At 41.0% G+C, this 24,373-nt stretch carries 22 protein-coding genes and 1 pseudogene; 17 read left to right on the plus strand and 6 right to left on the minus strand.

The window, feature by feature from the left end; all coding sequences use genetic code 11:
* The first annotated feature begins 143 nt into the window (after positions 1–143).
* A pseudogene (locus tag ACQRCC_RS08275) lies at positions 144–1,307 on the plus strand (MFS transporter).
* Positions 1,308–1,374: 67 nt separating this feature from the next.
* Here the strand turns inward: ACQRCC_RS08275 and ACQRCC_RS08280 are convergent.
* Entirely contained in the window at positions 1,375–2,388 is a 1,014-nt protein-coding gene (locus ACQRCC_RS08280; RefSeq protein ID WP_427850341.1) for a LacI family DNA-binding transcriptional regulator, read from the minus strand.
* Between the two features lie 313 nt (positions 2,389–2,701).
* On the opposite strand from ACQRCC_RS08280, the gene ACQRCC_RS08285 reads away from it, so the two are divergent.
* The 9 genes from ACQRCC_RS08285 (at position 2,702) to ACQRCC_RS08325 (ending at position 12,470) form a co-directional block, all read left to right on the plus strand.
* Positions 2,702–4,066, plus strand: a complete 1,365-nt coding sequence (locus ACQRCC_RS08285) for an extracellular solute-binding protein (RefSeq protein ID WP_427850342.1) — start codon at positions 2,702–2,704, stop codon at positions 4,064–4,066.
* Between the two features lie 42 nt (positions 4,067–4,108).
* Entirely contained in the window at positions 4,109–4,987 is an 879-nt protein-coding gene (locus ACQRCC_RS08290; RefSeq protein WP_427850343.1) for a carbohydrate ABC transporter permease, read from the plus strand.
* A 9-nt stretch (positions 4,988–4,996) separates the two neighbouring features.
* The gene (locus tag ACQRCC_RS08295; protein WP_427850344.1) at positions 4,997–5,818 is read left to right on the plus strand and encodes a carbohydrate ABC transporter permease; all 822 of its coding nucleotides are present in this window, start codon (positions 4,997–4,999) and stop codon (positions 5,816–5,818) included.
* 40 nt (positions 5,819–5,858) lie between these two features.
* Positions 5,859–8,258, plus strand: a complete 2,400-nt coding sequence (locus ACQRCC_RS08300) for a TIM-barrel domain-containing protein (RefSeq protein WP_427850345.1) — start codon at positions 5,859–5,861, stop codon at positions 8,256–8,258.
* 161 nt (positions 8,259–8,419) lie between these two features.
* Positions 8,420–9,073 carry a YkgJ family cysteine cluster protein gene (locus ACQRCC_RS08305; RefSeq protein ID WP_427850346.1) on the plus strand — a complete coding sequence of 218 codons (654 nt, stop codon included), beginning with the start codon at positions 8,420–8,422 and terminating at the stop codon, positions 9,071–9,073.
* Positions 9,074–9,098: 25 nt separating this feature from the next.
* A complete protein-coding gene (gene crcB, locus ACQRCC_RS08310) occupies positions 9,099–9,467 on the plus strand; it encodes a fluoride efflux transporter CrcB (RefSeq protein ID WP_427850347.1) in 369 nt (122 codons plus the stop codon).
* A gap of 22 nt (positions 9,468–9,489) precedes the next feature.
* Positions 9,490–10,290 carry a selenium-dependent molybdenum cofactor biosynthesis protein YqeB gene (gene yqeB, locus ACQRCC_RS08315; protein ID WP_427850348.1) on the plus strand — a complete coding sequence of 267 codons (801 nt, stop codon included), beginning with the start codon at positions 9,490–9,492 and terminating at the stop codon, positions 10,288–10,290.
* Between the two features lie 91 nt (positions 10,291–10,381).
* Positions 10,382–11,977, plus strand: a complete 1,596-nt coding sequence (locus ACQRCC_RS08320) for a xylulokinase (RefSeq protein WP_427850349.1) — start codon at positions 10,382–10,384, stop codon at positions 11,975–11,977.
* 31 nt (positions 11,978–12,008) lie between these two features.
* Positions 12,009–12,470, plus strand: coding sequence for an N-acetyltransferase family protein (locus ACQRCC_RS08325; RefSeq protein ID WP_427850350.1), 462 nt, complete (start codon positions 12,009–12,011; stop codon positions 12,468–12,470).
* Positions 12,471–12,517: 47 nt separating this feature from the next.
* Here the strand turns inward: ACQRCC_RS08325 and ACQRCC_RS08330 are convergent, their stop codons facing one another.
* The 4 genes from ACQRCC_RS08330 to ACQRCC_RS08345 all read right to left on the minus strand — a co-directional run bounded on the left by ACQRCC_RS08330 (position 12,518) and on the right by ACQRCC_RS08345 (position 15,432).
* A complete protein-coding gene (locus tag ACQRCC_RS08330; RefSeq protein WP_427850351.1) occupies positions 12,518–13,804 on the minus strand; it encodes an aminotransferase class I/II-fold pyridoxal phosphate-dependent enzyme in 1,287 nt (428 codons plus the stop codon).
* Between the two features lie 247 nt (positions 13,805–14,051).
* The gene (locus ACQRCC_RS08335; protein WP_427850352.1) at positions 14,052–14,312 is read right to left on the minus strand and encodes a spore coat protein; all 261 of its coding nucleotides are present in this window, start codon (positions 14,310–14,312) and stop codon (positions 14,052–14,054) included.
* A 15-nt stretch (positions 14,313–14,327) separates the two neighbouring features.
* Positions 14,328–14,510, minus strand: a complete 183-nt coding sequence (locus ACQRCC_RS08340; protein WP_427850353.1) for a hypothetical protein — start codon at positions 14,508–14,510, stop codon at positions 14,328–14,330.
* Positions 14,511–14,610: 100 nt separating this feature from the next.
* Complete coding sequence (locus ACQRCC_RS08345) at positions 14,611–15,432, minus strand: gamma-glutamyl-gamma-aminobutyrate hydrolase family protein (protein ID WP_427850354.1); 822 nt, start codon at positions 15,430–15,432, stop codon at positions 14,611–14,613.
* On the opposite strand from ACQRCC_RS08345, the gene ACQRCC_RS08350 reads away from it, so the two are divergent.
* Positions 15,397–16,386: a dipeptidase gene (locus ACQRCC_RS08350; protein ID WP_427850355.1), complete on the plus strand. Its 990-nt coding sequence runs from the start codon at positions 15,397–15,399 to the stop codon at positions 16,384–16,386. The two genes, ACQRCC_RS08345 and ACQRCC_RS08350, sit on opposite strands and share 36 nt — an antisense overlap.
* Positions 16,387–16,468: 82 nt before the next feature.
* Here the strand turns inward: ACQRCC_RS08350 and ACQRCC_RS08355 are convergent, their stop codons facing one another.
* The gene (locus tag ACQRCC_RS08355; protein WP_427850356.1) at positions 16,469–17,689 is read right to left on the minus strand and encodes an argininosuccinate synthase; all 1,221 of its coding nucleotides are present in this window, start codon (positions 17,687–17,689) and stop codon (positions 16,469–16,471) included.
* Positions 17,690–18,269: 580 nt separating this feature from the next.
* Between ACQRCC_RS08355 and proB the strand changes: the two genes are divergently transcribed.
* From proB to argB, 6 genes are all read left to right on the plus strand, one after another.
* Positions 18,270–19,235, plus strand: coding sequence for a glutamate 5-kinase (gene proB / locus ACQRCC_RS08360; RefSeq protein ID WP_427850357.1), 966 nt, complete (start codon positions 18,270–18,272; stop codon positions 19,233–19,235).
* Positions 19,201–20,448, plus strand: coding sequence for a glutamate-5-semialdehyde dehydrogenase (locus tag ACQRCC_RS08365; protein WP_427850358.1), 1,248 nt, complete (start codon positions 19,201–19,203; stop codon positions 20,446–20,448). Before proB ends, ACQRCC_RS08365 begins: the two co-directional genes overlap by 35 nt.
* A 186-nt stretch (positions 20,449–20,634) precedes the next feature.
* Positions 20,635–21,675 carry an N-acetyl-gamma-glutamyl-phosphate reductase gene (gene argC, locus ACQRCC_RS08370; protein ID WP_427850359.1) on the plus strand — a complete coding sequence of 347 codons (1,041 nt, stop codon included), beginning with the start codon at positions 20,635–20,637 and terminating at the stop codon, positions 21,673–21,675.
* A gap of 24 nt (positions 21,676–21,699) precedes the next feature.
* On the plus strand, positions 21,700–22,146 hold the full coding sequence (locus ACQRCC_RS08375; RefSeq protein WP_427850360.1) for a GNAT family N-acetyltransferase: 447 nt from the start codon (positions 21,700–21,702) through the stop codon (positions 22,144–22,146).
* Between the two features lie 16 nt (positions 22,147–22,162).
* On the plus strand, positions 22,163–23,386 hold the full coding sequence (argJ, locus tag ACQRCC_RS08380; RefSeq protein WP_427850361.1) for a bifunctional glutamate N-acetyltransferase/amino-acid acetyltransferase ArgJ: 1,224 nt from the start codon (positions 22,163–22,165) through the stop codon (positions 23,384–23,386).
* A gap of 39 nt (positions 23,387–23,425) precedes the next feature.
* Positions 23,426–24,322, plus strand: coding sequence for an acetylglutamate kinase (argB, locus tag ACQRCC_RS08385; protein ID WP_427850362.1), 897 nt, complete (start codon positions 23,426–23,428; stop codon positions 24,320–24,322).
* Positions 24,323–24,373 lie beyond the last annotated feature (51 nt).

A 24,373-nucleotide genomic window follows, 5' to 3' on the forward strand; every position in this document is an offset into this window, starting at 1 on the left:
ATTTTTGTAAAAACATATTTGATCTCCACTTATTCTTTGTCTGTTTTGTTATAGTATATGGCGGCTTTGAAATTGAAATTCAATTCGCACGACTATATAATTATATCACATAGATTAAAAAAGAAAATAAGGAGAGCAAAAAAATGAGTTTGTTATTAGGAATTATATATCTTTCATTTATCAGTCTTGGACTTCCGGATGCTCTGTTAGGCGCTGCATGGCCGAATATATATCCGGAATTTCAGGTTCCGGTATCTTATGCAGGTGTGATTTCTATGATTATTGCATTTGGAACTATTATTTCAAGTTTACAGAGTGACCGTCTCACGAGAAAATTTGGAACAGGCAAAGTGACAGCAGTGAGTGTTGGTATTACAGCATTTGCGCTTTGAGGATTCTCAATCAGCCATAGCTTTATGATGTTATGTTTATGGGCGGTTCCATATGGTCTTGGTGCAGGAAGTGTAGATGCTTCACTGAATAATTATGTGGCATTGCATTATGCGAGTAAGCATATGAGCTGGTTACATTGTATGTGGGGAATTGGTGCGACACTTGGACCTTACATCATGGGAACAGTACTAACAGGTGGAGCATCGTGGAATACAGGGTATAGAATCATATCTGTTTTGCAGATCGGACTTACAGCTGTTCTTGTATTCAGCCTCCCAAAATGGAAAAGTCAGAGTACATCAGCAGAAAGTCAGACAAAAAGTAAAGCCCTTTCACTGAGAGAAATCGTTTATATTCCCGGGGCAAAGGCGATTATGTTCTGTTTCTTCTGTTATTGTGCAGTGGAACAGACTACGATGCTTTGGGCAAGCAGTTATCTGAATTTGGTAAAAGGAGTAGATGCACAAACGGCAGCTTCATTTGCAGGTATGTTTTGCATTGGTATTACGGTTGGACGTGGAATCAATGGATTTATTGCTATGAAACTGAAAGATTATCAGATGATCCGCATGGGGCAGGGAATTATTCTGGGAGGAATTATAGTAATGATTCTTCCTTTAGGAGAAATTGCTTCGTTGATTGGCTTTTCCCTGATAGGATTGGGATGTGCTCCAATATATCCCTGTATTATTCATTCTACACCGGATTATTTTGGAGAGGAACATTCACAGGCAATTATAGGTGTACAGATGGCAAGTGCTTACATAGGAACATGTCTGATGCCACCACTGTTTGGAGTGATTGCAAATCATATATCCATCAAAATATTACCGGTATATTTACTGATTTTACTTGCATTAATGATATATATGCATGAATTATTAAGAAATACTGGGACGAACCGGGATAAATGATGGATGTCGAACAAGAGCGGTAGTTTCTCATTATTTGAGGTTCTACCGCTCTTGTTATTTGACTTTACTAAAATAAAGAAATTACGGACTGCCTTTCTACGATTTCTACATCCATGGTTACATGATCCGGAGAATCCATTTCTTCCCCGTGTATTTTTTTCAACAGAAGCTGAGTGGCAAGAAGTGCTTTCTGAGGGACATTCTGAGAAATGGAGGTCAACTTTGGAGAAGTATATCTGCATAGGCTCAAATTATCGTATCCGATTACCGACAGATCGACAGGAACCCGGACTCCTCCAAGACGTGCTCCTTCCATTATTCCAATCGCACAGATATCTGCTGTTGTTACAGCAGCAGTTATCTGAGTGGATGCAATTTGTTTTCCGGCGGCAATACCGCTTTCATAAGACGGTGGATAAGCAAAAACATAGTCCTCGCGGAACGGAATACCACATTCATCTAATGCTTTCCGATAACCGTTAAATCGCTTGGTGAGAAGGTGATTATCTTTATAATCTGCAACAAAAGCAATATGAGTATGGCCACGGTTGATCATGTATTTTGTTGAAAGATACAATCCTTTTTCATCATCAGAACAAATATTAATCAGTCCGGGCATGGTCAGATAACTGTCAAAAATGGCAATTGGGCACGGAGCAGATTCAATAAATTTAGAAAGATAATCCTGCATATCCGGATAAAGGAAAATGATTCCGTCAATATTCCAGTTTCTAAGAAGCTGTGTAATGTCTGTTTCTTTGGAAACGGAACGTACCATCGTATAATATCCGTTATGGCGAAGCTCTCTTTCTATAATTCCTATCATTGTGCTGACATAGGGGTTTTCCAGATAATTATCATTTGATGAATCGTCATCGAGATGTATGATAATGCCAATAATAGAAGATGTTTTATTTGTCATGTTTCTTGCGCTGAGATTTGGATAATAACCGCATTCTTCAATGATGGCATTCACCTTCTCAATCGTTTTTGCTGACACACGGTTATGTTTGCCGTTGATTACGTTGGAAACTGTCATCATGCTGACTCCGGCTTTTTCAGCAATATCTTTTAATGTCATAGGGGTGTTTCTTTTCCTTTCTAATAAATCACAGGTCTATATTTTATATTAAAAAAGTTTATAAACCTTTGTTGGTTTAAAATAAAACCTTTTGTTTCGTTTATTATACTACAATAGGTTTATAAAAACAAGTAGTATATGTAAGTTGTTGATAAAGATATTGTTAAAAATGCACGAATTAAAGTTTTTATAAATGTGAAAATTGATGAAAAAATAAAATGTTATTGACGAATCATTAGAGGCGTGTTAGTTTAAATATAGATTTAGCGCTAAACCAAATAGAGGTAAAAATGTGGAAATGAGGAGGCAAAATATGAAGAAGAAACTTATTGCAGCTATGCTGGCAACAACACTTGCAGTAACAGGATTAACAGGATGTGGCGGAAGTACAGATAGTAAAGACACAGAAGCAAAAATTGAAGTACCTACAGAACCTTTTGGTGACACAATTAAGTACGATCCTTCTGTAGAGATTAATGATGGAAAAGACATTACAGTAGAATTATGGGAGTGGGGCAGTGATGAACTTTTTCAGCAGGTAATTGATGGATATACAGCAATTCATCCAAATGTAACTATTAAGCTGGTTAACAATCCGTGGGAGGACTACTGGACAAAATTGCCGTTAGCATTAGATGGAGAGAACGGACCGGCAATTTTCAATGTTCACAATAGTTATCATGAGAACTTGATCAATTATATGGCTCCTCTTGATATTCCGATAGAAGATCTTCAGGCAGATTTTACGGGTGTAGATGCACATGTGATTGACGGTCAGGTTTATTATATCGACTATGGTATGATGACAGGTTCTGTATATTATAACAAAGAGATGTGGGAAGCAGCAGGACTCACAGATGAAGATATTCCGAAAACATGGGATGAGATGCGTGAGGTGGCAAAGAAACTGACAATTAAGGATGGAGATAAGCTGATTCAGGCTGGTTTGAACTTTAACGATGATTTCCATCAGAATTATTTGCTTGGACTGAACTATCAGCTTGGCGAAAACCTGTTCCAGGAAGATGGAAAAACTCCAAATGTAAATTCAGATGCCATGAAGCAGATTATGCAGATGCTGGTAGATATGTATGAAAAAGATGGTGTCGGATCGAAAGACTTTGGAGAAAAAGGAGCTGACAGCTTTGGACAGGGTCAGTCCGCTATGGTTATCCAGTGGGGACATTATTATAACACTCTGAAAACAACATGGAGCAATATTGACTTTGGTGTATTTGAGATTCCTACATTTGACGGTGAGCCATATGCATATAACCGATATAACGGTGAGTCCACATTTGGTGTTAACAAAAACGCACCGGCAGATCAGCAGGCAGTTGCACAGGATTTTGTAAAATATTTCCTGGCAAATGATGATGCGCAGGTTGCATTTAACATTGCAATGAGTACATTCCCGGCTAAGAAATCTCTTGCAGACAATGAGGAGATTCTGGCAAATCCGTCACTGGAAGTTCTTGCAGAGCACATTGACCACTATATCTGGCCAGGTCCGATGCCTTCTACAGTTGAGACTTCTCTGAAAAAAGCAGGACAGGATATTTTCTTTAATGGCGTAGATATCGACACTGCATTTGATGAAGCACAGAAGAATATCATCAAAGATATGAAGAACAGTTCCTTTGTTTCTGTTGAAAATCTTTACGCATATGCGGAGTAATGAACTGGAATCCCGCAACATAGAAAAGGGAGGTAAACATTTATGTTTAAAAAGAGCCATCCCCTGCAAAGTAAAAGTGAAATCATACTGAGAAATATTGTAGTTGCTGCAATGGTAATTTTCTTTTCAGTGTTTCTCATCGTTCCTATAGGAATTGCGTTTGCAGGAAGTTTTCACGAATGGAATCCGTTGAGCGGAACGTATAATTTTCTGGGACTGGAAAATTACAAAGAAGTGTTTACCAGTGCCCTGTTTGGAAAGTCCATGTTAAACACGTTGATTTTCTCGGTTGTAGTTATTATCTTCCGTGTAGGACTGGGACTTGGAATCGCATATGCCATTTATTCTGCTTTAGTAAAACATAAAAGCTTCTTTAGGGCAGTATATTATATGCCGGTGGTTACACCAATGGTAGCTGTGGCATTTGTATGGAAATTTATGTATAACCCACAGATAGGTACGATTAATCAGATACTTGGTCTGGATGTGAACTGGCTGATGAATCCGAAAACGGCCCTGATTGCGGTTATGATTATGACCATCTGGAAAGATTTTGGATATGCGGTAGTAATGTATATGGCGGGGCTTTATTCGCTCCCGTCAGATGCATTGGAAGCAGCTAAGGTTGACGGTGCAAATGCATGGCAGACATTCCGTTATATTACACTGCCTCTTTTGAAACCGATGACTTTATTTGTAGTAATTAACTCCATTATCGCTTACATTCAGGCATATGTGCAGATTTTGATTATGACGGAAGGCGGACCGGGAACTTCTACATACCTGGCTTCCTACATTATTTACGACGAAGCTTTTGTAAAATATAATTTTGGTTACGCTTCTGCACTTTCCTTTGTACTGTTTGTGATTACGGCGGTATTTTCATGGTTATCTTTCCGGGTTTCCGGAAAGGAAGAATAGGAGGCTGTTATGAGAAGAAAAGTAAGCAGTATTGTATTAAACATAGTTCTTCTTATGCTTGGAGTGGTTACTGTTTATCCATTTGTATGGATGCTGTGCTCCTCTTTTAAGAAAAACAGTGAAATTATGGCTTTGGAACAGCATCTTCTTCCGCAGGAATTTATTTTGGATAATTACGTTAATATGAACGCCCACTTTAATTTCCTGAGATTTTTTGTAAACAGTTTGCTGGTTACAGTAGTGGTTACGGTTTTGGTTGTTTACACAAGTACACTGTGTGGCTTTGTGTTGAGTAAATATAAATTCAAAGGAAGAAATCTTATTTTTGGATTTGTACTTTCAACTATGATGGTTCCATGGTGTGTAACGATTATTCCAAAATATTCTATGATTCAGAGCTTTGGCTGGATGGACAGCTATAAAGCATTGATTATTCCGGCAATGTTCAGTGGATTTGGAATATTTATGATGAAACAGCATATTTCATCTATGCCTGATGAAATACTGGAGGCAGCACGAATTGATGGTGCAAATGAATTTTATATTTTCCATAAAATTGTGTTTCCAATGGCTAAAAATGGTATTTCCAGTATTGCCATATTCCAGTTCCTGTGGACATGGGAAGATTTCCTGTGGCCTTATCTGGTAATTAATACCCAGGAAAAGCAGCTTCTGGCAGTAGGACTTAAGATGTTTAACGGTCAGTATTCAACGGATTATGGCGCTTTATTTGCAGCTACGGCAATTTCTATCGTTCCGGTGCTTTTGATTTATTTGTTCTTCCAGAAACAATTTATTGCAGGTATTGCATCATCGGCAGTTAAGGGATAGTATAATGCCATAATATATTAAAATAAAAGGAGACAGAATTATGCAGGATATGTATAAAGTTGAGACTCGTTCTGCTGCTCTGGCTGCTAATATGGTCACTGGTAAAAAATACAGGATCACCCTTCTTACGGAAGGGTTGATCCGTTTGGAATACAGTGAAGATGGTATATTTGAAGACAGAGCAACACAGATGGTTTTTTTTCGGGACTTTCCCAAAACGGACTTCAGGGTTATAACAGGTAAAGGCGGGATTGAAATTCACACATCCAGGATTCATCTTATATATAATGAAAAAGAATTTTCGAGTCATGGTCTCAGTATACAGGTAAAAGGAAACCTGAGTGCATATCACAGTATCTGGCATTATGGAGAAGAAATACATGATCTTGGAGGAACATCCAGGACTCTGGATGAGGCTGATGGAGCTATTCCTCTGGACCATGGAGTGGTTTCGCGGTTTGGCTATTCTGTGATTGATGACAGCAGATCACAGGTGCTTCTTTCGGATGGGTGGATTGAACCCAGAAAAAAAGGGATAAAAGATCTGTACTTTTTCGGGTATGGGCATGATTATAAAGATGCTCTCAATGATTTTTACCGTTTGTGTGGAAAGACGCCTATGCTTCCGAGGTTTGCCCTTGGAAACTGGTGGAGCCGTTATTATAAGTATTCAGAAGAATCTTATATGGAATTGATGGAAAGATTTGACAGAGAAAATCTTCCGTTTACGGTGGCAGTTATCGATATGGACTGGCATTTGGTTGACGTAGACCCGAAATACGGAAGCGGCTGGACAGGATATACCTGGAATAAAGAACTCTTTCCGGATCCGGAAAGGTTTTTAAAAAGACTTCATGACAGAGGAATGCGAACCACATTAAATGTACATCCGGCTGATGGTGTTCAGGCACATGAAGAAATGTATGAGAAAATGGCAACAGCGATGGGAGTGGATATCCAGGCGGAAGATCCGGTAATCTGTGATCCGGCTGATCCTAAGTTTATGGAAGCGTATTTTAAATATCTTCATCATCCGAGAGAAGAGGAGGGTGTGGATTTCTGGTGGATAGACTGGCAGCAGGGAAGTAATTGTAAGATTGAAGGACTTGATCCTTTGTGGATTTTTAATCACTTCCATTTTCTCGATAGTAAAAGAAATGGAAAACGTCCTATGACTTTTTCCAGATATGCCGGACCTGGAAGTCATCGGTATCCGGTGGGCTTTTCCGGAGACACAGTAATTACGTGGGAATCACTTGATTTTCAACCATATTTTACGGAGACGGCATCCAATATTGGATATGGTTGGTGGAGCCATGATATCGGCGGTCATATGCAGGGCTATAAAGATGATGAAATGACAGCCCGTTGGACACAGTTTGGAATTTTCTCACCAATTATGAGACTTCACAGCTCCTGTAGTGAATTTAATGGCAAGGAACCGTGGAGATTTAAAAAAGAGACAGAACTGGTCATGGGAGATGCTTTAAGGCAGCGCCATGCTATGATTCCGTATCTGTATACCATGAATTACAGAAGTTATAAAGAAAATCTTCCTGTAATTCTTCCTATGTATTATGAATATCCGGAAGAACAGGCAGCTTATCAAATGAAAAATCAGTTTTTCTTTGGTTCAGCAATGATTGTCGCACCGATTACACAGCCAAGAATTCATAAATTGAACTTAGCCAAGGTTAAAGTATGGCTTCCAGATGGTGTCTGGTATGATATTTTTACAGGGGTCATGTACAGAGGTGGAAGGACACTGGATATGTATCGTTCGTTGGAGAGTATTCCTGTACTTGCCAAGGCAGGAGGAATCCTGACCTTTACAGATGAGATCAGTGGTGTGGATGCAGCAAAGAATCCGGATTCATTCAGAATCCATGTATTTGCCGGTGCGAATGGCAGGTTTGAGCTTTACGAGGATGATAACGAGACATGTGACTATGAAGAGAATCGCTGTGTGACAACAGAGATGATATATTCAGAAGACAAGGATAACGTATTTACGATTATGCCATCTTTTGGAGATTTATCATTGATTCCGGAAAGACGTACGTATACGGTGGAATTGACAGGCTATCAGAAAGATGCTGTGAATTGTGTGCAGGCAGAAATTGACGGCGTTCCTGTTGTGCCGGATAAGATCTCATATAATGAAGAAAAACAGGCAGTGATTATTTGTGTATCAGATGTATCTGTAAAACAGATGTTAAGAATCATTGTGGATTCACAGTATGTGGAGTGTAAGAACAGGGTAGAAGAACGATGTTTCGCATTACTCAACCAGGCAGAGATAGAGTTTAATCTGAAGGATGAGCTGTATAAGAGGATTTTGAGAGAAAAACAAATATCCGTACTTGTTGCAGAATTAAACTCTATGGATTTGTGTCAGGATTTATATGGGGCACTTTTGGAGCTGATTACGGCAAGATAAGATTGTGTCTAAATAAGAGAAAAGTAAATGAAAAGCAACACCTTATGTTGATTAGGGGTGTTGCTTTTTTGTTCGCTAATTTTGCCTGTGTTGACGAAATCAGGGGTGTGTGTTAAATTTTTGATAGTAAAATAGAATCCAACAGCAATGGAGGAGAGTTCATGAAACGGGAAATAGATTTAAATGTAATATCAGATGGAAAATTGTATACCGCAAATGATATGGTGAAAGCAGATTGTGGGGACTGTAAAGGTTGTTCGGCGTGTTGCAGAGGAATGGGACAGTCCATTGTCTTGGATCCATTAGATGTTTTTAGGTTGATTAAGAAACTAAATCAGAACTTTGAAGAGCTTATTGGTTCATGCCTGGAGCTTCGGGTAGTGGATGGCCTGATTCTCCCAAATCTTAAAATGCAGGGAGAGGAGGAACAATGCGCTTTTCTGAGCGAGGAAGGCAGGTGCAGTATCCATGCGGAGCGTCCAGGATTCTGTCGCCTTTTCCCGTTGGGAAGATATTATGAAAATGGAAGCTTCCGATATTTTCTCCAGATTCACGAATGTAAAAAGGAGAACCGGGCAAAGATTAAGGTAAAAAAATGGCTGGATGTTTCGGATGTAAAATGCTATGAGAAATTTATTAATGACTGGCACTACTATTTAGTTTCTATGCAGGATTGTTTGTCAGAAAAACCGGACAAAGCGAAGAAAGTCAGTATGTATATCTTGAAGCAGTTCTATCTGTTGCCGTATAATATGGAAGAAGATTTTTATTCACAGTTTTACCATCGATTAGAAGAGGCGGAAAACTGCTGCTAGATTAGACGACAGGGAGGTTAGGAGAATGCCGGGAATTATATATGTAGGGCTGGGAGGAGCCGTAGGAGCTATGGCAAGATACGGAATCAGCCTTTTGCCATCGAAGACAATGTTTCCTGTTTGGACTCTGGTAACTAATTTTGCGGGAGCGTTACTGATTGGCTTTGTGACCGGAATGCTGGCTATGAACTCAGAAAATGCACAGAATACCGCTTTGTTCTGGAAAACGGGTGTATGTGGTGGATTTACAACATTTTCTACATTTTCTCTTGAGACATTAGGTCTTTTGGAACGGGGAGAAGTTTTCACAGGGACAATTTATGCGGTTTTAAGTGTAGTGTTGTGTCTGGCAGGGGTTTATGCCGGAAGGGCAATATCTGGAATGATGAAATAAACATATATCGGAGGAATGGAAAATGGATAGACTTGTGATTGTCCGGGGCGCGGGAGATCTGGCGACGGGAGTAATTGCAAAGCTCTGGCGGTCTGGATTTACCGTTGTTGCACTGGAAAGTGAAGCTCCGTCTGCTATACGCAGAACGGTTGCCTTTTCAGAGGCTGTCTATCAAAAGGAAACAACGGTGGAAGGAATTACAGCCTGTCTGGCTGTAGAGAAAAATACTCTGGATATATTAGAGCAGGGAAAAATTCCGATACTTATAGATAAAGAAGCGGATATTTTGAAGAAAATTCATCCATTTGTGCTTGTAGACGCAATTCTGGCGAAGCGAAATCTTGGTACGAATATGGAGATGGCAGATATTGTAATCGGACTTGGGCCGGGATTTACAGCGGGAGTTGATGTTCACGCAGTAATTGAGACAATGCGGGGACATAATCTGGGCAGAGTATATTATAAAGGGAGTGCGATTCCTAACACAGGGATTCCGGGGATGGTAGGCGGTTATGCAAAAGAAAGAGTAATGTATGCAGGAAACGCGGGTATAATGAAAGGAATATGCAGGATAGGTGATTCTGTCCGGCGTGGAGATATTATTGCTTACGTGGGGAATGAACCTGTCTATGCGTCAATTTCCGGAGTTCTGAGAGGAATTCTGCCGGATGGATTTGAAGTGAGGGTTCACGAAAAACTGGCGGATATTGATCCGCGGGAAGATGAATATCAGAACTGCTTTCTGATATCTGATAAAGCGAGGTGCATTGCGGGAGGAGTCCTGGAAGCAATATTATGTCTGGAGAAGGGAAGGCTTGCTTAATTAAATTCTTTGTTGTATATTATTAACAGAGAGATTTTTCTGTGCTAAATTGTAGATATATTGCACAAATATATGAAAGAGGTGTAGAACGATGGGAAACGCGAAAAACAGCATTTTAAACGGGAAAACAGCATTGGGAATTGAATTTGGTTCCACTCGTATTAAGGCAATCCTGATCGACGAGAATCACGAGGTGATCGCATCCGGCGGACATAGCTGGGAGAACAAACTGGTGAATAACATCTGGACTTATGATCTGGAAGATGTTTGGGCAGGATTACAGGATTGTTACAGAGATCTGACTGAGGATGTGAAGAAAAAATACGATGTTGTGCTGGAAAGTGTTGGTTCTATTGGATTTAGCGCTATGATGCACGGATATATGGCTTTTAATGAAAATGATGAACTTCTGGTTCCATTCCGTACCTGGAGAAATACGATTACAGAACCTGCTGCAGATGCGTTGACAGAATTGTTCCAGTACAATATTCCGCAGAGATGGAGCGTGGCACATCTGTATCAGGCAATTATGAATGGGGAAGAGCACGTGCCGGATGTGAGATATATTACAACCCTGTCAGGATATGTTCATTGGAAACTGACAGGAGAGAAAGCACTTGGTGTGGGAGATGCTTCCGGAATGTTCCCGATTGACATTGCAACAAGCTCATTTGATGAGCGCATGATCGGACAGTTTAACGAGCTGATAGCAGATAAGAATTATCCATGGAAACTGGAGGAGATCCTTCCAAAGGTTATGGTGGCAGGAGAAAAAGCTGGTGTGCTGACAGAAGAAGGTGCAAAACTTCTGGATCCGACAGGAACTTTGAAAGCGGGAATTCCGCTTTGCCCTCCGGAAGGAGATGCAGGAACCGGTATGGTGGCAACCAATAGTGTTAAACAGCGTACCGGTAATGTGTCTGCAGGAACCAGTATCTTTGGAATGGTTGTTCTTGAAAAGGAACTGTCTAAAGTATATAGAGAGCTGGATATGGTTACAACACCTGATGGAAGCCTGGTTGCAATGGCTCACTGTAACAACTGTACATCTGATCTGAATGCCTGGGTAGGTCTGTTTAAAGAATTTGCAGATACCTTTGGTATGGAAATAGATATGAATGGCCTGTTTGGAACTTTATATAACAAAGCTCTGGAAGGAGATAAGGATTGCGGCGGATTGCTGGCATACAACTATTTCTCAGGAGAACATGTAACCGGATTTGAAGAAGGACGTCCACTTTTTGTGCGCAGACCGGACAGCAAATTTAATCTTGCAAACTTTATGAGAGTACATCTGTATACCTGTCTGGGCGCATTGAAGACCGGTATGGATATTCTTGCAAAGAAAGAGAATGTTCAAATCGATGAGATTCTGGGACATGGTGGTCTCTTCAAGACCAAAGGTGTCGGACAGAGTTTCCTTGCAGCATCCATTAACACACCGGTAACTGTTATGGAGACAGCTGGTGAAGGTGGAGCATGGGGAATCGCTATTCTTGCTATGTTTATGGAAAATAAAGCAGAAAATGAGACACTTCCAACTTATCTTGCTGATCACGTATTTGCAGGACAGAAGGGAACTACACTGGCTCCGGATGCGGCAGATGTAGAAGGATATGAAGTATTTATTGACAGATATACCAAAGGACTTTCTATAGAAAGAGCGGCGGTAGATTCTCTGGTATAAGAAATATTCCAATGGCGGGAGTGTGTTACCTATGCAAATCAGACTGGCGAATACAGAGGATGCCGGAAGAATAAAAGAATTGTATAAAGTATTATATCGGGAGACATCAAGACTACAACCGGAATTCATACGGGAAACGGAGCAGGATGAAGAGTATTTGAAATTCATCATTCTTGGTGAAAATGGTGATATTATTCTGGCGGAGCAGGATGGCCAGTTGCTTGGCTTTGTGATGGTTCAGCAAAGAAAGACCAGATATATCGGATGCCTTGTTCCGTACCGCTATGCGTATCTTCCGGACATTGTGGTGGTGGAAGAATACCGAAGGCAGGGAATAGGTAAAAAACTGCTTCGTGCGGCGAAGGTCTGGGCGAAGAACAGAGGGCTTGAGTATGTTGAACTGAACTGTCTCAGTGGAAATGTAGCAGCCAAAGCGCTTTATCAGAGTGAGGACTTTGCCGAATGTATGTGTACCATGCGGACAAAATTATAATAAAAATGCGTTGATATCATGTGGTATCAACGCATTTTTTACTGAATTTATTTGGATTCCAGCAGTTTGTCGATGCTGACGAGTTTGACACTTAATACAAATATTTCAGCTGCCAGGGCAAGCTCTTCTGGTGTTGGGTAGGAAGGAGCAATGCGGATATTTGTATCTTTGGGGTCCTTGCCATATGGAAAAGTTGCACCTGCATTGGTCATGATCAATCCTGCTTCTTTGGCTTTTGCTACGATTGCCTTTGCGCAGCCTTCCATAGAATCGAAGGAGATGAAATAACCTCCTCGTGGAGCAATCCAGGAACCGATTCCCAATCCGCCCAGTTCACGATCCAGTGTATTTAATACAGCATCGAATTTAGGACGAAGAACAGCGGCATGTCTCTTCATGTGAGTTACCATGCCATGAATGTCTTTGAAATATCTGACATGGCGCAGCTGATTTAACTTGTCGTGACCGATAGTTTGAATCTTCATCTGTTTCTTTATGTCTTCCAGATTTGCGTCTGATGCGGCAATTGCTGCGATTCCGGATCCAGGGAAACTGATCTTGGAAGTAGAAGAGAATTTGTATACCATATCCGGATGTCCTTCCTTCTTACATTCCATAAGGATCTCAATCAGGTAATCCTGTTTATCTTCATATAAATGATGGATGCTGTATGCGTTATCCCAGTAAATACGGAAATCCTCTGCTGCAGGGTTCAGTTTTGCAAAACGGTGAACTGTTTCGTCAGAATAAGTAATTCCCTGTGGATTAGAGTATTTCGGTACACACCAGATGCCTTTAATAGCCGGATCACTGCTTACCAGTTCTTCTACGATATCCATATCCGGGCCGGTTGGCGTCATTGGTACATTGATCATTTCAATTCCAAAATACTCTGTAATTGCGAAATGTCTGTCATATCCAGGTACAGGACATAAGAATTTGACTTTATCCAGCTTGCACCAGGGAGTGCTTCCCATAACACCGTGTGTCATGGAACGGGCAACCGTATCGAACATAACATTCAGGCTGGAATTACCGAAGATGATAATATTGTCCTTTGGAACTTCCATCATATCCGCAAGAAGCTGTTTGGCTTCTGCAATACCGTCCAGTACACCATAATTACGACAGTCCACACCCTCGCTGCAGACAAGGTCGGAATCACTTTTCAGGACATCCATCATTTCCATAGAAAGATTAAGCTGTTCTGTTGATGGTTTTCCTCTGGACATATCCAGTTTCAGCCCTTTGGCCTTTACTTCTGCGAATTGTGCTTCCAGGTCAGTTTTTAAGTTCAATAATTCTTCTTTTGATAATTCTTCGTACGCTGCCACTTTAGCATCCTCCATCTCATTTTTTCTCAATGCTATTATTCTAACACATTTTGAAGAATCGTCAATTGTTTCTTGCAAAAAAAGTAAAAAAAACCGTATTTTTTTGGGAATATACAATAGATATGAAATGTTTTTGGTGGATTAATTCATTTTTGGGAATGGAATGGATAAAATCAGGAGATTATATTTGGAAATATACGATAAAAGGGCTCAAGTGTACACCTGAACCCATTTTATATAGGAAAACTTATTTCATAACCGGTTGTGTCAGGATGGATTTTACGTGGTTGATTTCCTGCTGTGATGCTTTTTCGGCAGGCACATAGTAGCTTTTCTCTCTTGCAATCTGATAAAGTTTCTCCTGAGACATTTCGCATTCATTGCGAAGCTGCTTAAGGCACTGTTTCAATTCTCTGTTTTCCGTCTGGGGAATCATTTCGCCAAAACGGGTCAGTTCTCCATTTACGCCGGTCAGCGCATCTACAACCATTGTTTTTTCATTTAACATTTCTTTGCGTCCTCCTTATAAAAATTTCATAAGTTCCTGCTTATTCTTCATTGCAGAATTTGCTGCGTCCTGAAATAACTGTTTTACTTCCGGATCCTTGCTCTGGCTTGCATATTCTGTCAGTTTGCAGTGACATGTGTCGTATCCTCCTATCAGATGACGGAGATTCTGTAAATCTAAAACGGATAAATCTGCCATGGTTTTATTCCTCCTCTATATTTGTTTAAGAGTGCCAGCGGCAATCTGTTTACCCGGTTAGTATGTGAAAAACAAATGAAAATATACAGTAAGAAATATGTTATTTTGAGGCTTTCAGGAAAGAATAAAATAGAGTACGCATTTTTTGAGACGTGTGATACATACATTCCGGATGCCATTGTACACCTGCAACAAAGGAGTGGCGGCAGGATTCGATGGCTTCTGGCACGTGATCGGAGGTTTCTCCGACAATGACGAGATCATTACCGGGAGTTTGAATAGCCTGATGATGGAAACTGTTAGTATCAACAGATTCTTCAAAAATATTATATAGCATACTATTTTTTTGAAAGATAACAGTGTGGAAAATATCACTCCGCTCCAGTGTGTTTTGCATGTGACAGAAGGCAGGTGTGTGTGCAAAGGAGAGGTCCTGATAGATTGTCCCGTTGCAGGCAACATTGATAAGCTGCATGCCGCGGCAGATTCCGAGAACAGGTCTGTCATGATCCAGTAACAGTTTCAGGAAAGACAGGTGGAACTTATCCGTCCGGATGTCGGTGGGAGAGGAGGTGTCCAAAGGATTTTCGTCCATCAGTATGGGGCTGATATCGCCGCCTCCACAGAAGAGAAAACCGTCACAGAGAGAAAGCCAGGAAGAGAAAATATCCTGGATGGGAAGGTCCTGAAGGGGGAAAAGGATGGGAAGAATGACGGGAATTCCCCCAGAGCAGGTGATGGCATCAATGTAGGCGTGACTAACGAACTGGCGTATGGAAGAATCACGAATGTCCAGTCCACAGGCAATTATTCCAATCACAGGGTTCATAAATGGGCTCCTTTGCGCTATGATATAGTAAGAATCTATGATTGGGAGATGTAGAATATGAGTGAAAAGAATATACCGCTTTTGGATATGCATTGTGACACCATCTGGCAGCTCGCTGTACAGAAACAACCAGGAGATTTGATGGATAACACCGGATGTGTGAGCATTGAGAAACTGCAGCGTGCCGGTTCAATTGCGCAGTTTTTTGCATGCTTTGTATACGCGGAAGAGCTGGAAGGAGATACACCTGAGGAAAAATATGAGCATGGATACGGATCTGTGCTTGAAATGTGTGATTATCTTAAAAAACAGGAGGAGAAGTATCCGGATGAGATTGCCCTGACTTTAAACTATGAACAGTTGGAAAAGCATCAGAAAGAAGGCAGAATATCAGCATTTCTGACGGTGGAAGAAGGCGGAATCCTGTGTGGTAAAATCGAGCGCCTGGATGAATTGTACAGGAAAGGTATCCGACTGATCACTCCCCTTTGGAATTATGAAAACTGCATTGGACATCCTAATTCCAAAGACAGAGAACAGATGCAGCTTGGTCTCAAGCCTTTTGGAATTGAGGCAGCCAAAAGGATGGAAGAGCTGGGAATAATTATCGATGTGTCCCACGCATCGGATGGAACTTTCTGGGATCTGCTGAAATATACGGAAAAACCATTGGTGGCATCCCATTCCAATTGCCGGGAGTTTTGTGCGCATCCCCGGAATCTCTCTGACGAGATGATCCGTGCGCTGGCACAGCGGGGAGGAGTGGCAGGATTGAACTTCTATGGCTTCTTCCTGGAGGGAAACAGAGAATCAAGATTAGAGGCAATGGTGGCACATATCAGGCATATGATCTGTGTGGGCGGCAGTGATTTTCCTGCGATAGGTACAGATTTTGATGGTTTCGATGGAATGGAACTTATGGAAATACCGGATATTGGGGAGATGAGATGCCTTGCACAGGCACTGAAAAAAGCGGGACTTACAACAGGGCAGATTGAAAAAATATGGTTCGGAAATGCGAAAAGAGTGATAAGAGATTTGCTTTAAATATGAATGAGTTAGTGTGAGAATACAAAAAAGATTACGCACAGTATTATTCCATGCGTAATCTTTTTTGTATGTAATTATCTTATTTTCCTTCAATTTCCTGCATTTTCATTGCACGAACTTTCAGCGGCAGACCGAACAGATTGATGAATCCGTCTGCATCGTGATGGTCGTACAGTTCTCCTGTTGTGAAGCTTGCAAGAGATTCACTATACAGAGAATATGGAGAAGTGGTTCCGGCTTTGATGATGTTACCTTTGTAAAGTTTGAATTTTACTTCACCGGTTACATATTCCTGTGTGCTCTCGATAAATGCCTGAACTGCTTCGCGCAGTGGTGTGAACCATTTTCCTTCATATACGATCTGGGACAGTTTGTTGCCCATCTCTTCCTTTACTTCATAAGTAGCACGGTCTAATACCAGCTCCTCTAACTGCTGATGTGCTTCATAGAGTATAGTTCCGCCAGGTGTCTCATATACACCACGGGATTTCATACCAACAACACGGTTCTCAACGATGTCGCAGATACCGATACCGTGTTTTCCGCCCAGCTCATTTAATTTGCGGATTATGTCAGAAACTTTCATTTCTTCTCCGTTGATGCTCTTCGGAACACCTTTTTCAAATGTCATGGTTACATATTCTGCTTCATCCGGTGCTTTTTCCGGTGTAACACCAAGTACCAGCAAATGATCATAGTTTGGCTCATTTGCAGGATCTTCAAGTTCCAGACCTTCGTGACTGATATGCCATAAGTTACGGTCACGGCTGTAGCTGTGGCTTGCGTCAAATGGAAGATCAATACCGTGCTGTTTGCAGTATTCAATCTCCTCTTCACGGGACTGCATGGTCCATACATCTGTCATTCTCCATGGAGCGATGATTTTGATGTCCGGTGCGAGTGCTTTAATACCGAGTTCAAAACGGATCTGGTCATTTCCTTTACCGGTAGCACCGTGGCAGATAGCGGTAGCGCCTTCTTTTCTTGCAATCTCTACCAGTCTCTTTGCGATAGCCGGACGAGCCATGGATGTTCCCAGTAAATATTTGTTTTCATAAATGGCATGTGCCTGTACGCATGGTACAATATAGTTATCGCAGAAGTCGTCTACGATATCTTCAATATATAATTTGGAAGCGCCGGATAATTTCGCACGCTCTTCCAGTCCGTCCAGTTCTTCTCCCTGACCACAGTCTACGCAGCAGCAGATAACTTCATAGTCGAAATTTTCTTTTAACCATGGGATGATTGCGGTAGTATCAAGTCCTCCTGAGTACGCTAATACAACTTTCTCTTTCATTATAAATGCCTCCTGATATACAGTGCCTGACAGCACAGTTTATTTTAAAATTTGTATCTTTTTTTTTCGCAAGAATTACTATACACCATTTTTTATAAATATGCAACAGGAAAATAAAAAATAAGACAAAACTGAATGATGATTTAATAAATATGCATAAAAAAGAATATATATGCATTTAAAACGTATAAAATTGCATAAAAACGAATGAATAAAAATAAGATGTGGAAAAAATATGCTTGACAAATCAGAATATTTATATAAAATAGTTGGAAAATAAAAAGAAAAAACGGACTGGGTTTGATGATGGGAGTGATCGACATGAATTGTGTAAGCAGTTTTAAGTGTGACTTGAATATTTATGTGATGAACTCTGCTTTACTTTCTGTAAGCAGTATTGTTTTTGTGCCGTGTTTTCCGAATCCCCTTGGGGTTGGTATGGCATAAAATTCAATATTGAATTACAGGAAAGAATATGTTTGGATTCTGAAAGGACAGCGGCAAAACATATGCTTTTGCCGTTGTTTTTTTCGTTAAATAAAATGCAGAATCTATATATGAAAGGCAGGAAAATAAGATCATGAAAATCAGAGAGATGTTGAAAGATAAAAAACGAATCGTGATTAAAGTTGGTACATCAACAATTACTTATGCAGAGACCGGAAATATTAATCTGGATAAACTGGAGAAATTTGTACGCATTCTTATTAATCTGAGAAATCAGGGGAAAGAAATTATAGTGGTGTCATCCGGTGCAGTTGGAATTGGAAGAAATGTTCTGGGTGTGAAAAGCAATGTAAAAGACCAGGCTGTACGGCAGGCATGTGCAGCGGTCGGGCAGGGAAGGCTAATGATGATGTATGAAAAACTTTTTGCGGAGTACAGTCAGTTAACAGCACAGGTTTTGTTGACAAAGGAGTCAATTATGAATAAAACCTGTGCACAGAATGCAAGGAATACATTTGATAAATTATTTGCTATGAATGTTGTTCCGATTGTGAATGAAAACGATGCAATTTCTGTTGATAAAGAAATGTACGGTAATTTTGGTGATAATGATACTATGGCCGCATATGTGGCATCTCTGGTAGAGGCTGATCTTCTGATATTAATGTCAGATATTGAAGGCTTGTATACGGATGACCCAAGAAAAAATCCACATGCCCGTTTTATTCATACTGTGGTGAAAATAGATCGGGAACTTGAAAATATGGGGAAAGGTGCGGGCAGTGATGTAGGAACAGGTGGAATGGCAACAAAGATTGAGGCTGCGAAAATTGCTGTAAATTCAGGCGCGGATATGGTAATTGCCAATGGTCAGAATATTTATACAATTAATGATATTATGGCGGGTAAGAAGGTTGGAACTCTTTTTCTGACCGGTGAGCATGCGGAGGGTACAGAAAATATGCTGGCACCGGAAAGAGAACCGTATAGAAGACTTGCAAAAAGGATGCGAAAAGAGGCGTTGAGTAAGAAAAAAGAAAGTTATCAGACAGGAGGTACAGATTATGACTTACATGGAAGCAATTGGCAGGCAAGCTAAGAATGCGGTGAAACGTGTTCAGCTTTTGGGGCAGGATGAGAAAAACAGAGGACTTCGTTCAGTGGCAGAACTGCTTCGGGCACAGAGTAATTATATTTTAAAGGAGAATCAGAAAGATATAGTCCGGGCAGAAGAACAGAAAATGAAAGAATCACTGATAGACAGACTGAGACTTTCAAAAGAGCGGATTGAGGCAATGGCAGAGGGACTTTATCAGATTGCAGATCTGGAAGATCCTGTAGGCGAAGTAATTTCAATGAAAATAAGACCGAATGGGCTGCGGATTGGAAAAAAGAGAGTTCCTTTAGGAGTTGTTGGTATTATTTATGAGTCCCGTCCGAATGTAACTGCGGATGCATTTGGATTGTGTTTTAAGACTGGTAATGTGACTATTTTAAGAGGCGGAAGTGATGCAATTTATTCTAATAAGGCGATCGTTCAAGTGGTACGGGAAGGACTTATCATGGAAAATCTGCCGGAAGATTCGGTGATTCTGGTAGAAGATACGGATAAGGCGCATGTCACGGAAATGCTTCGGATGAATCAGTATATAGATGTTCTGATTCCAAGGGGAGGCAAAGGTCTGATCGATCACGTTGTGAAAAACAGTACTGTACCGGTTATCGAAACAGGTACAGGAAACTGTCATATTTACGTAGATGAATATGCAGATATTGAGATGGCAGCGAATATTATTGAAAATGCCAAGACACAGCGTACAGGAGTTTGTAATGCATGCGAATCTCTGGTGGTTCACGAACAGATTGCCGGGAAGGCAATACCGGTAATTTGTGATCGGCTTAAAAAGAAGGGTGTGGAAATCCGGGGAGATGAAGTTGCAAGAGATATTTATCCTGAGATCATTGCTGCTACAGAAGGGGATTGGGGAACAGAATATCTGGATAAAATTATTTCTTTGAAAGTTGTTTCTTCTATTAATGAAGCAATTGAACATATTAATTACTACAACACGGGGCATTCAGAAGCTATTATTACAGAAAATTATACGAACGCTTTGATGTTCCAGGATGAAATTGATGCGGCAGCAGTTTACGTGAATGCTTCTACGAGATTTACAGACGGATTTGAATTTGGGTTTGGCGCGGAAATCGGTATCAGTACTCAGAAATTGCATGCAAGGGGACCGATGGGATTGGAGGCGTTGACGACAATAAAATATATTATATTTGGTAATGGGCAGATAAGAAAGTAAAAATGTGCCGTACACGGGGTGAAATTCCGATGTACGGTATCTTTTTAATTTAATGCTTGCATAATATACAATATAAGCGTATAATTATGCAATATCGAAAATCAAATATGCAAAGACTCTTTACAATAGGAAGAAAGTGGTATACACTTTAACAGATAACTTTGCACATAAGAGAGGATGAGAATTATGATTAAAGTCGGAATTATTGGTTCTACCGGATACGCAGGAGGAGAACTGGTGAGAATCCTGACCGGACACAAGGATGCTGAGATTGTGTGGTACGGATCCAGAAGTTATATAGATAAGAAATATGCAGAAGTATATCAGAATATGTTTCGTATTGTAGATGCGAAGTGCATGGATGATAATATGGAAGAACTTGCAGAGATGGCAGATGTGATCTTTACAGCAACACCACAGGGATTATGTGCTTCACTGGTGAATGAAGACATTCTTTCAAAGACAAAAATCGTGGATCTGAGCGCGGATTTTCGTATTAAAGATGTTAATGTTTATGAGAAATGGTATAATATTGAGCATAAGAGTCCGCAGTTTATTGAAGAAGCAGTGTATGGACTCTGCGAAATAAACAGAGAAGATGTGAAAAAAGCGAGATTAGTTGCGAATCCGGGATGTTATACGACATGCTCCATTCTGACAGCATATCCGCTGGCAAAAGAGGGTCTTATTGATATGAAGACTCTCATTGTAGATGCAAAATCAGGAACTTCCGGAGCAGGAAGAGGCGCTAAGCTTCCGAATCTGTTCTGTGAAGTAAATGAGAATATGAAAGCGTACGGAATTGCTTCTCACAGACATACACCGGAGATTGAGGAGCAACTGAGTTATGCATCCGGAGAGGATGTTGTCATTAACTTTACACCTCATCTGGTTCCTATGAACAGAGGAATTCTTGCAACCGAGTATGCAACCCTTAAGAAAAATGTGACTTATGATGAGGTCAGAGCTGTCTATGATAAGTATTATAAGGATGAGAAGTTCATCCGCGTGCTGGATGAGGGCGTATTCCCAGAGACAAAATGGGTTGAGGGAAGCAACTATGTAGATATTAATTTTAAGATAGATCCGAGAACAAACCGTATTATCATGATTGGAGCAATTGACAACCTGGTAAAAGGTGCGGCCGGACAGGCAGTGCAGAATATGAATCTGATGTTTGGTCTGGATGAGGCGGAAGGACTGAATCTGGTTCCGATGTTCCCTTAATAATAACGATGGAAGAGGTACTATATGATAAGAGTAATGACTATTGATGACTATGATGAGGTATATCACCTCTGGAAGAAAATCCGTGGATTTGGGATCAGAAGCATGGATGATTCCAGAGAAGGTGTTGCAAGGTTTCTTAAGAGAAATCCGACTACCAGTGTAGTAGCAGTAGAAGATGGCAGAATTGTAGGAAGTATTCTGTGCGGACATGATGGAAGACGCGGATGTTTTTATCATGTGTGTGTGGATGAAGGGTACCGCAGACATGGAATAGGCAAGGCTATGGTGGTACGTGCCATGGAAGCCCTGAAGGCAGAGGAAATAAATAAGGTCTGCCTGATCGCATTTACGAAGAATGACATCGGGAATGCATTTTGGAACACGATTGGATGGACGAAACGTCTTGATTTGAATTATTATGATTTTACATTAAATGAAGAAAATATAACTGCGTTTAATGAGCAGTAGGAAAGGTGGAAATAAGATGGAAATTATCAAAGGCGGAGTAACCGCGGCAAAAGGATTCGAAGCAGCCAGCACAGCAGCTGGAATTAAGTATAAGGATCGTACAGATATGGCACTGGTATACAGCCAGGTTCCATGTGAAGTGGCAGGTACCTTTACTACAAATGTAGTAAAAGCAGCTCCGGTAAAATGGGATCGTCAGGTTGTAGATAGCGGAAAGAAAGCACAGGCTGTCATTGTAAACTCAGGAATTGCTAATGCCTGTACTGGAGCGGAAGGATTTGGATACTGTAAGGATACAGCTGATGCGGCAGCAGAGGCTCTCGGTGTGTCAGCCGATGGTGTCCTGATCGGATCTACCGGCGTTATCGGAAAGCAGATGCCTATCGACCGTCTGGTTGCAGGTATTAAAGTTCTGGCTGGAAAGAAGAATGACTCTATCGAGAACGGAACAGAGGCTGCAAAAGCAATTATGACTACAGATACCTGTGAAAAAGAGCTTGCAGTGACTATACAGGTGGGAGATAAAACAGTGACGATCGGAGGTATGGCAAAAGGTTCCGGTATGATTCATCCGAATATGTGCACGATGCTTGCATTTATTACAACGGATGCAGTTATCACAAAGGAAGCTCTCCAGAAAGCGCTGAGTGAAGACGTAGGCGATACATATAATATGATCTCTGTGGATGGAGATACATCTACCAATGATACGGTTGTGCTTCTGGCTAATGGAATGGCAGAGAATAAGACAATCGAATATGGAACAGAAGAATATGAAGAGTTTAAAAATGCACTGCATGTGATTAACGAGTACCTGGCTAAGAAAATTGCAGGAGATGGCGAGGGTGCAACTGCTCTCTTTGAAGTAAAGGTAGTTGGAGGAGAAAGCGTAGAGCAGGCCAAAGTTCTGGCAAAATCTATCGTCTGCTCGAACCTGACCAAAACAGCGATTGCAGGTCATGATGCAAACTGGGGAAGAATTCTCTGTGCAATGGGATATTCAGGCGCGCAGTTTGATCCGGAGCAGGTAGATTTATTCTTTGAGAGTAAGGCAGGAAAGATTCAGATTATTGAGAATGGTACAGCGGTAGATTACAGTGAGGAAGAAGCTACGAAGATTCTTTCTGAATCTGAGGTAACAGCTATCGCAGATGTGAAGATGGGAGATGCACAGGCAACTGCATGGGGCTGTGACCTGACTCACGGATACATCGACATTAATGCAGATTACAGAAGCTAAGAAACGGAAAAGTAAGAACAGAAGCTGGGAGTTTAAAAAATGGATAAAAGTATGCAGAAATATCTGGATAAGGCGGAAGTGCTGATTGAGGCGCTTCCTTATATCCAGAGATTTAACCGGAAGGTAATTGTAGTAAAATACGGCGGAAGTGCCATGGTAGACGAGACTTTGAAAGAACAGGTGATTCAGGATGTGACACTTCTGAAACTGGTTGGATTCAAGCCGATTATTGTACATGGCGGTGGTAAGGAAATCAGCCGCTGGGTAAGCAAGGTTGGAATGGAACCGAAGTTTATTAATGGTCTGCGTGTAACGGATGAGGATACAATGGAACTGGCTGAGATGGTACTTGGCAAGGTGAATAAAGAACTGGTGAAGCTGGTGGAGAGTCTGGGAGTCCGCGCTATTGGAATCAGCGGCAAGGATGGAGGACTTCTGAATGTAACGAAGAAATATGCAGACGGAGAGGATATTGGATTTGTTGGTGAGGTTCAGAAGGTAAATGCAGATATTCTCTATGATCTGCTGGAGAAGGACTTTCTGCCGATCGTGTGTCCGGTAGGACTGGATGATAATTTCCTTACCTATAATATCAATGCTGATGATGCTGCGTGTGCGATTGCGAGAGCGATGCATGCAGAGAAGCTGGCATTTTTGACGGACATTGAGGGAGTATATAAAGACCCGAAGGATCCGGAAACTTTGATTTCCGAACTTAAGGTATCAGAAGCCCATAAACTTATGGAAGACGGTTATATTGGCGGCGGTATGCTTCCGAAGCTTAATAACTGTATAGAGGCTATTGAAAATGGCGTATCCAGAGTTCATATTCTGGATGGACGAATTCCGCATTGTCTGCTGCTTGAGATATTTACCAACAAGGGTATCGGAACGGCAATTCTCAATGACGGGGAAGAGATGTATTCTCTGAAATAGAGAATGAAAAGACCAATCATCGGATATACTGAAAAAAACAGGAGGTATGTC

The sequence above is a fragment of the Sporofaciens sp. SGI.106 genome, from assembly GCF_050314255.1.
GTDB lineage: Bacteria > Bacillota > Clostridia > Lachnospirales > Lachnospiraceae > Claveliimonas.

What these genes read in the sequence shown, in the direction of transcription:
- yqeB (WP_427850348.1), top strand. Translation starts at nt 9,490, where the DNA reads ATGGATAGACTTGTGATTGTCCGGGGCGCGGGAGATCTGGCGACGGGA.
- ACQRCC_RS08340 (WP_427850353.1), bottom strand. Translation starts at nt 14,510, where the DNA reads ATGGCAGATTTATCCGTTTTAGATTTACAGAATCTCCGTCATCTGATA.
- argJ (WP_427850361.1), top strand. Translation starts at nt 22,163, where the DNA reads ATGGAAATTATCAAAGGCGGAGTAACCGCGGCAAAAGGATTCGAAGCA.
- ACQRCC_RS08300 (WP_427850345.1), top strand. Translation starts at nt 5,859, where the DNA reads ATGCAGGATATGTATAAAGTTGAGACTCGTTCTGCTGCTCTGGCTGCT.
- ACQRCC_RS08295 (WP_427850344.1), top strand. Translation starts at nt 4,997, where the DNA reads ATGAGAAGAAAAGTAAGCAGTATTGTATTAAACATAGTTCTTCTTATG.
- ACQRCC_RS08280 (WP_427850341.1), bottom strand. Translation starts at nt 2,388, where the DNA reads ATGACATTAAAAGATATTGCTGAAAAAGCCGGAGTCAGCATGATGACA.
- ACQRCC_RS08335 (WP_427850352.1), bottom strand. Translation starts at nt 14,312, where the DNA reads ATGTTAAATGAAAAAACAATGGTTGTAGATGCGCTGACCGGCGTAAAT.
- proB (WP_427850357.1), top strand. Translation starts at nt 18,270, where the DNA reads ATGAAAATCAGAGAGATGTTGAAAGATAAAAAACGAATCGTGATTAAA.
- ACQRCC_RS08305 (WP_427850346.1), top strand. Translation starts at nt 8,420, where the DNA reads ATGAAACGGGAAATAGATTTAAATGTAATATCAGATGGAAAATTGTAT.
- ACQRCC_RS08285 (WP_427850342.1), top strand. Translation starts at nt 2,702, where the DNA reads ATGAAGAAGAAACTTATTGCAGCTATGCTGGCAACAACACTTGCAGTA.
- ACQRCC_RS08320 (WP_427850349.1), top strand. Translation starts at nt 10,382, where the DNA reads ATGGGAAACGCGAAAAACAGCATTTTAAACGGGAAAACAGCATTGGGA.
- ACQRCC_RS08375 (WP_427850360.1), top strand. Translation starts at nt 21,700, where the DNA reads ATGATAAGAGTAATGACTATTGATGACTATGATGAGGTATATCACCTC.
- crcB (WP_427850347.1), top strand. Translation starts at nt 9,099, where the DNA reads ATGCCGGGAATTATATATGTAGGGCTGGGAGGAGCCGTAGGAGCTATG.
- argC (WP_427850359.1), top strand. Translation starts at nt 20,635, where the DNA reads ATGATTAAAGTCGGAATTATTGGTTCTACCGGATACGCAGGAGGAGAA.
- ACQRCC_RS08290 (WP_427850343.1), top strand. Translation starts at nt 4,109, where the DNA reads ATGTTTAAAAAGAGCCATCCCCTGCAAAGTAAAAGTGAAATCATACTG.
- ACQRCC_RS08365 (WP_427850358.1), top strand. Translation starts at nt 19,201, where the DNA reads ATGACTTACATGGAAGCAATTGGCAGGCAAGCTAAGAATGCGGTGAAA.
- ACQRCC_RS08355 (WP_427850356.1), bottom strand. Translation starts at nt 17,689, where the DNA reads ATGAAAGAGAAAGTTGTATTAGCGTACTCAGGAGGACTTGATACTACC.
- ACQRCC_RS08350 (WP_427850355.1), top strand. Translation starts at nt 15,397, where the DNA reads ATGAGTGAAAAGAATATACCGCTTTTGGATATGCATTGTGACACCATC.
- ACQRCC_RS08325 (WP_427850350.1), top strand. Translation starts at nt 12,009, where the DNA reads ATGCAAATCAGACTGGCGAATACAGAGGATGCCGGAAGAATAAAAGAA.
- argB (WP_427850362.1), top strand. Translation starts at nt 23,426, where the DNA reads ATGGATAAAAGTATGCAGAAATATCTGGATAAGGCGGAAGTGCTGATT.
- ACQRCC_RS08345 (WP_427850354.1), bottom strand. Translation starts at nt 15,432, where the DNA reads ATGCATATCCAAAAGCGGTATATTCTTTTCACTCATATTCTACATCTC.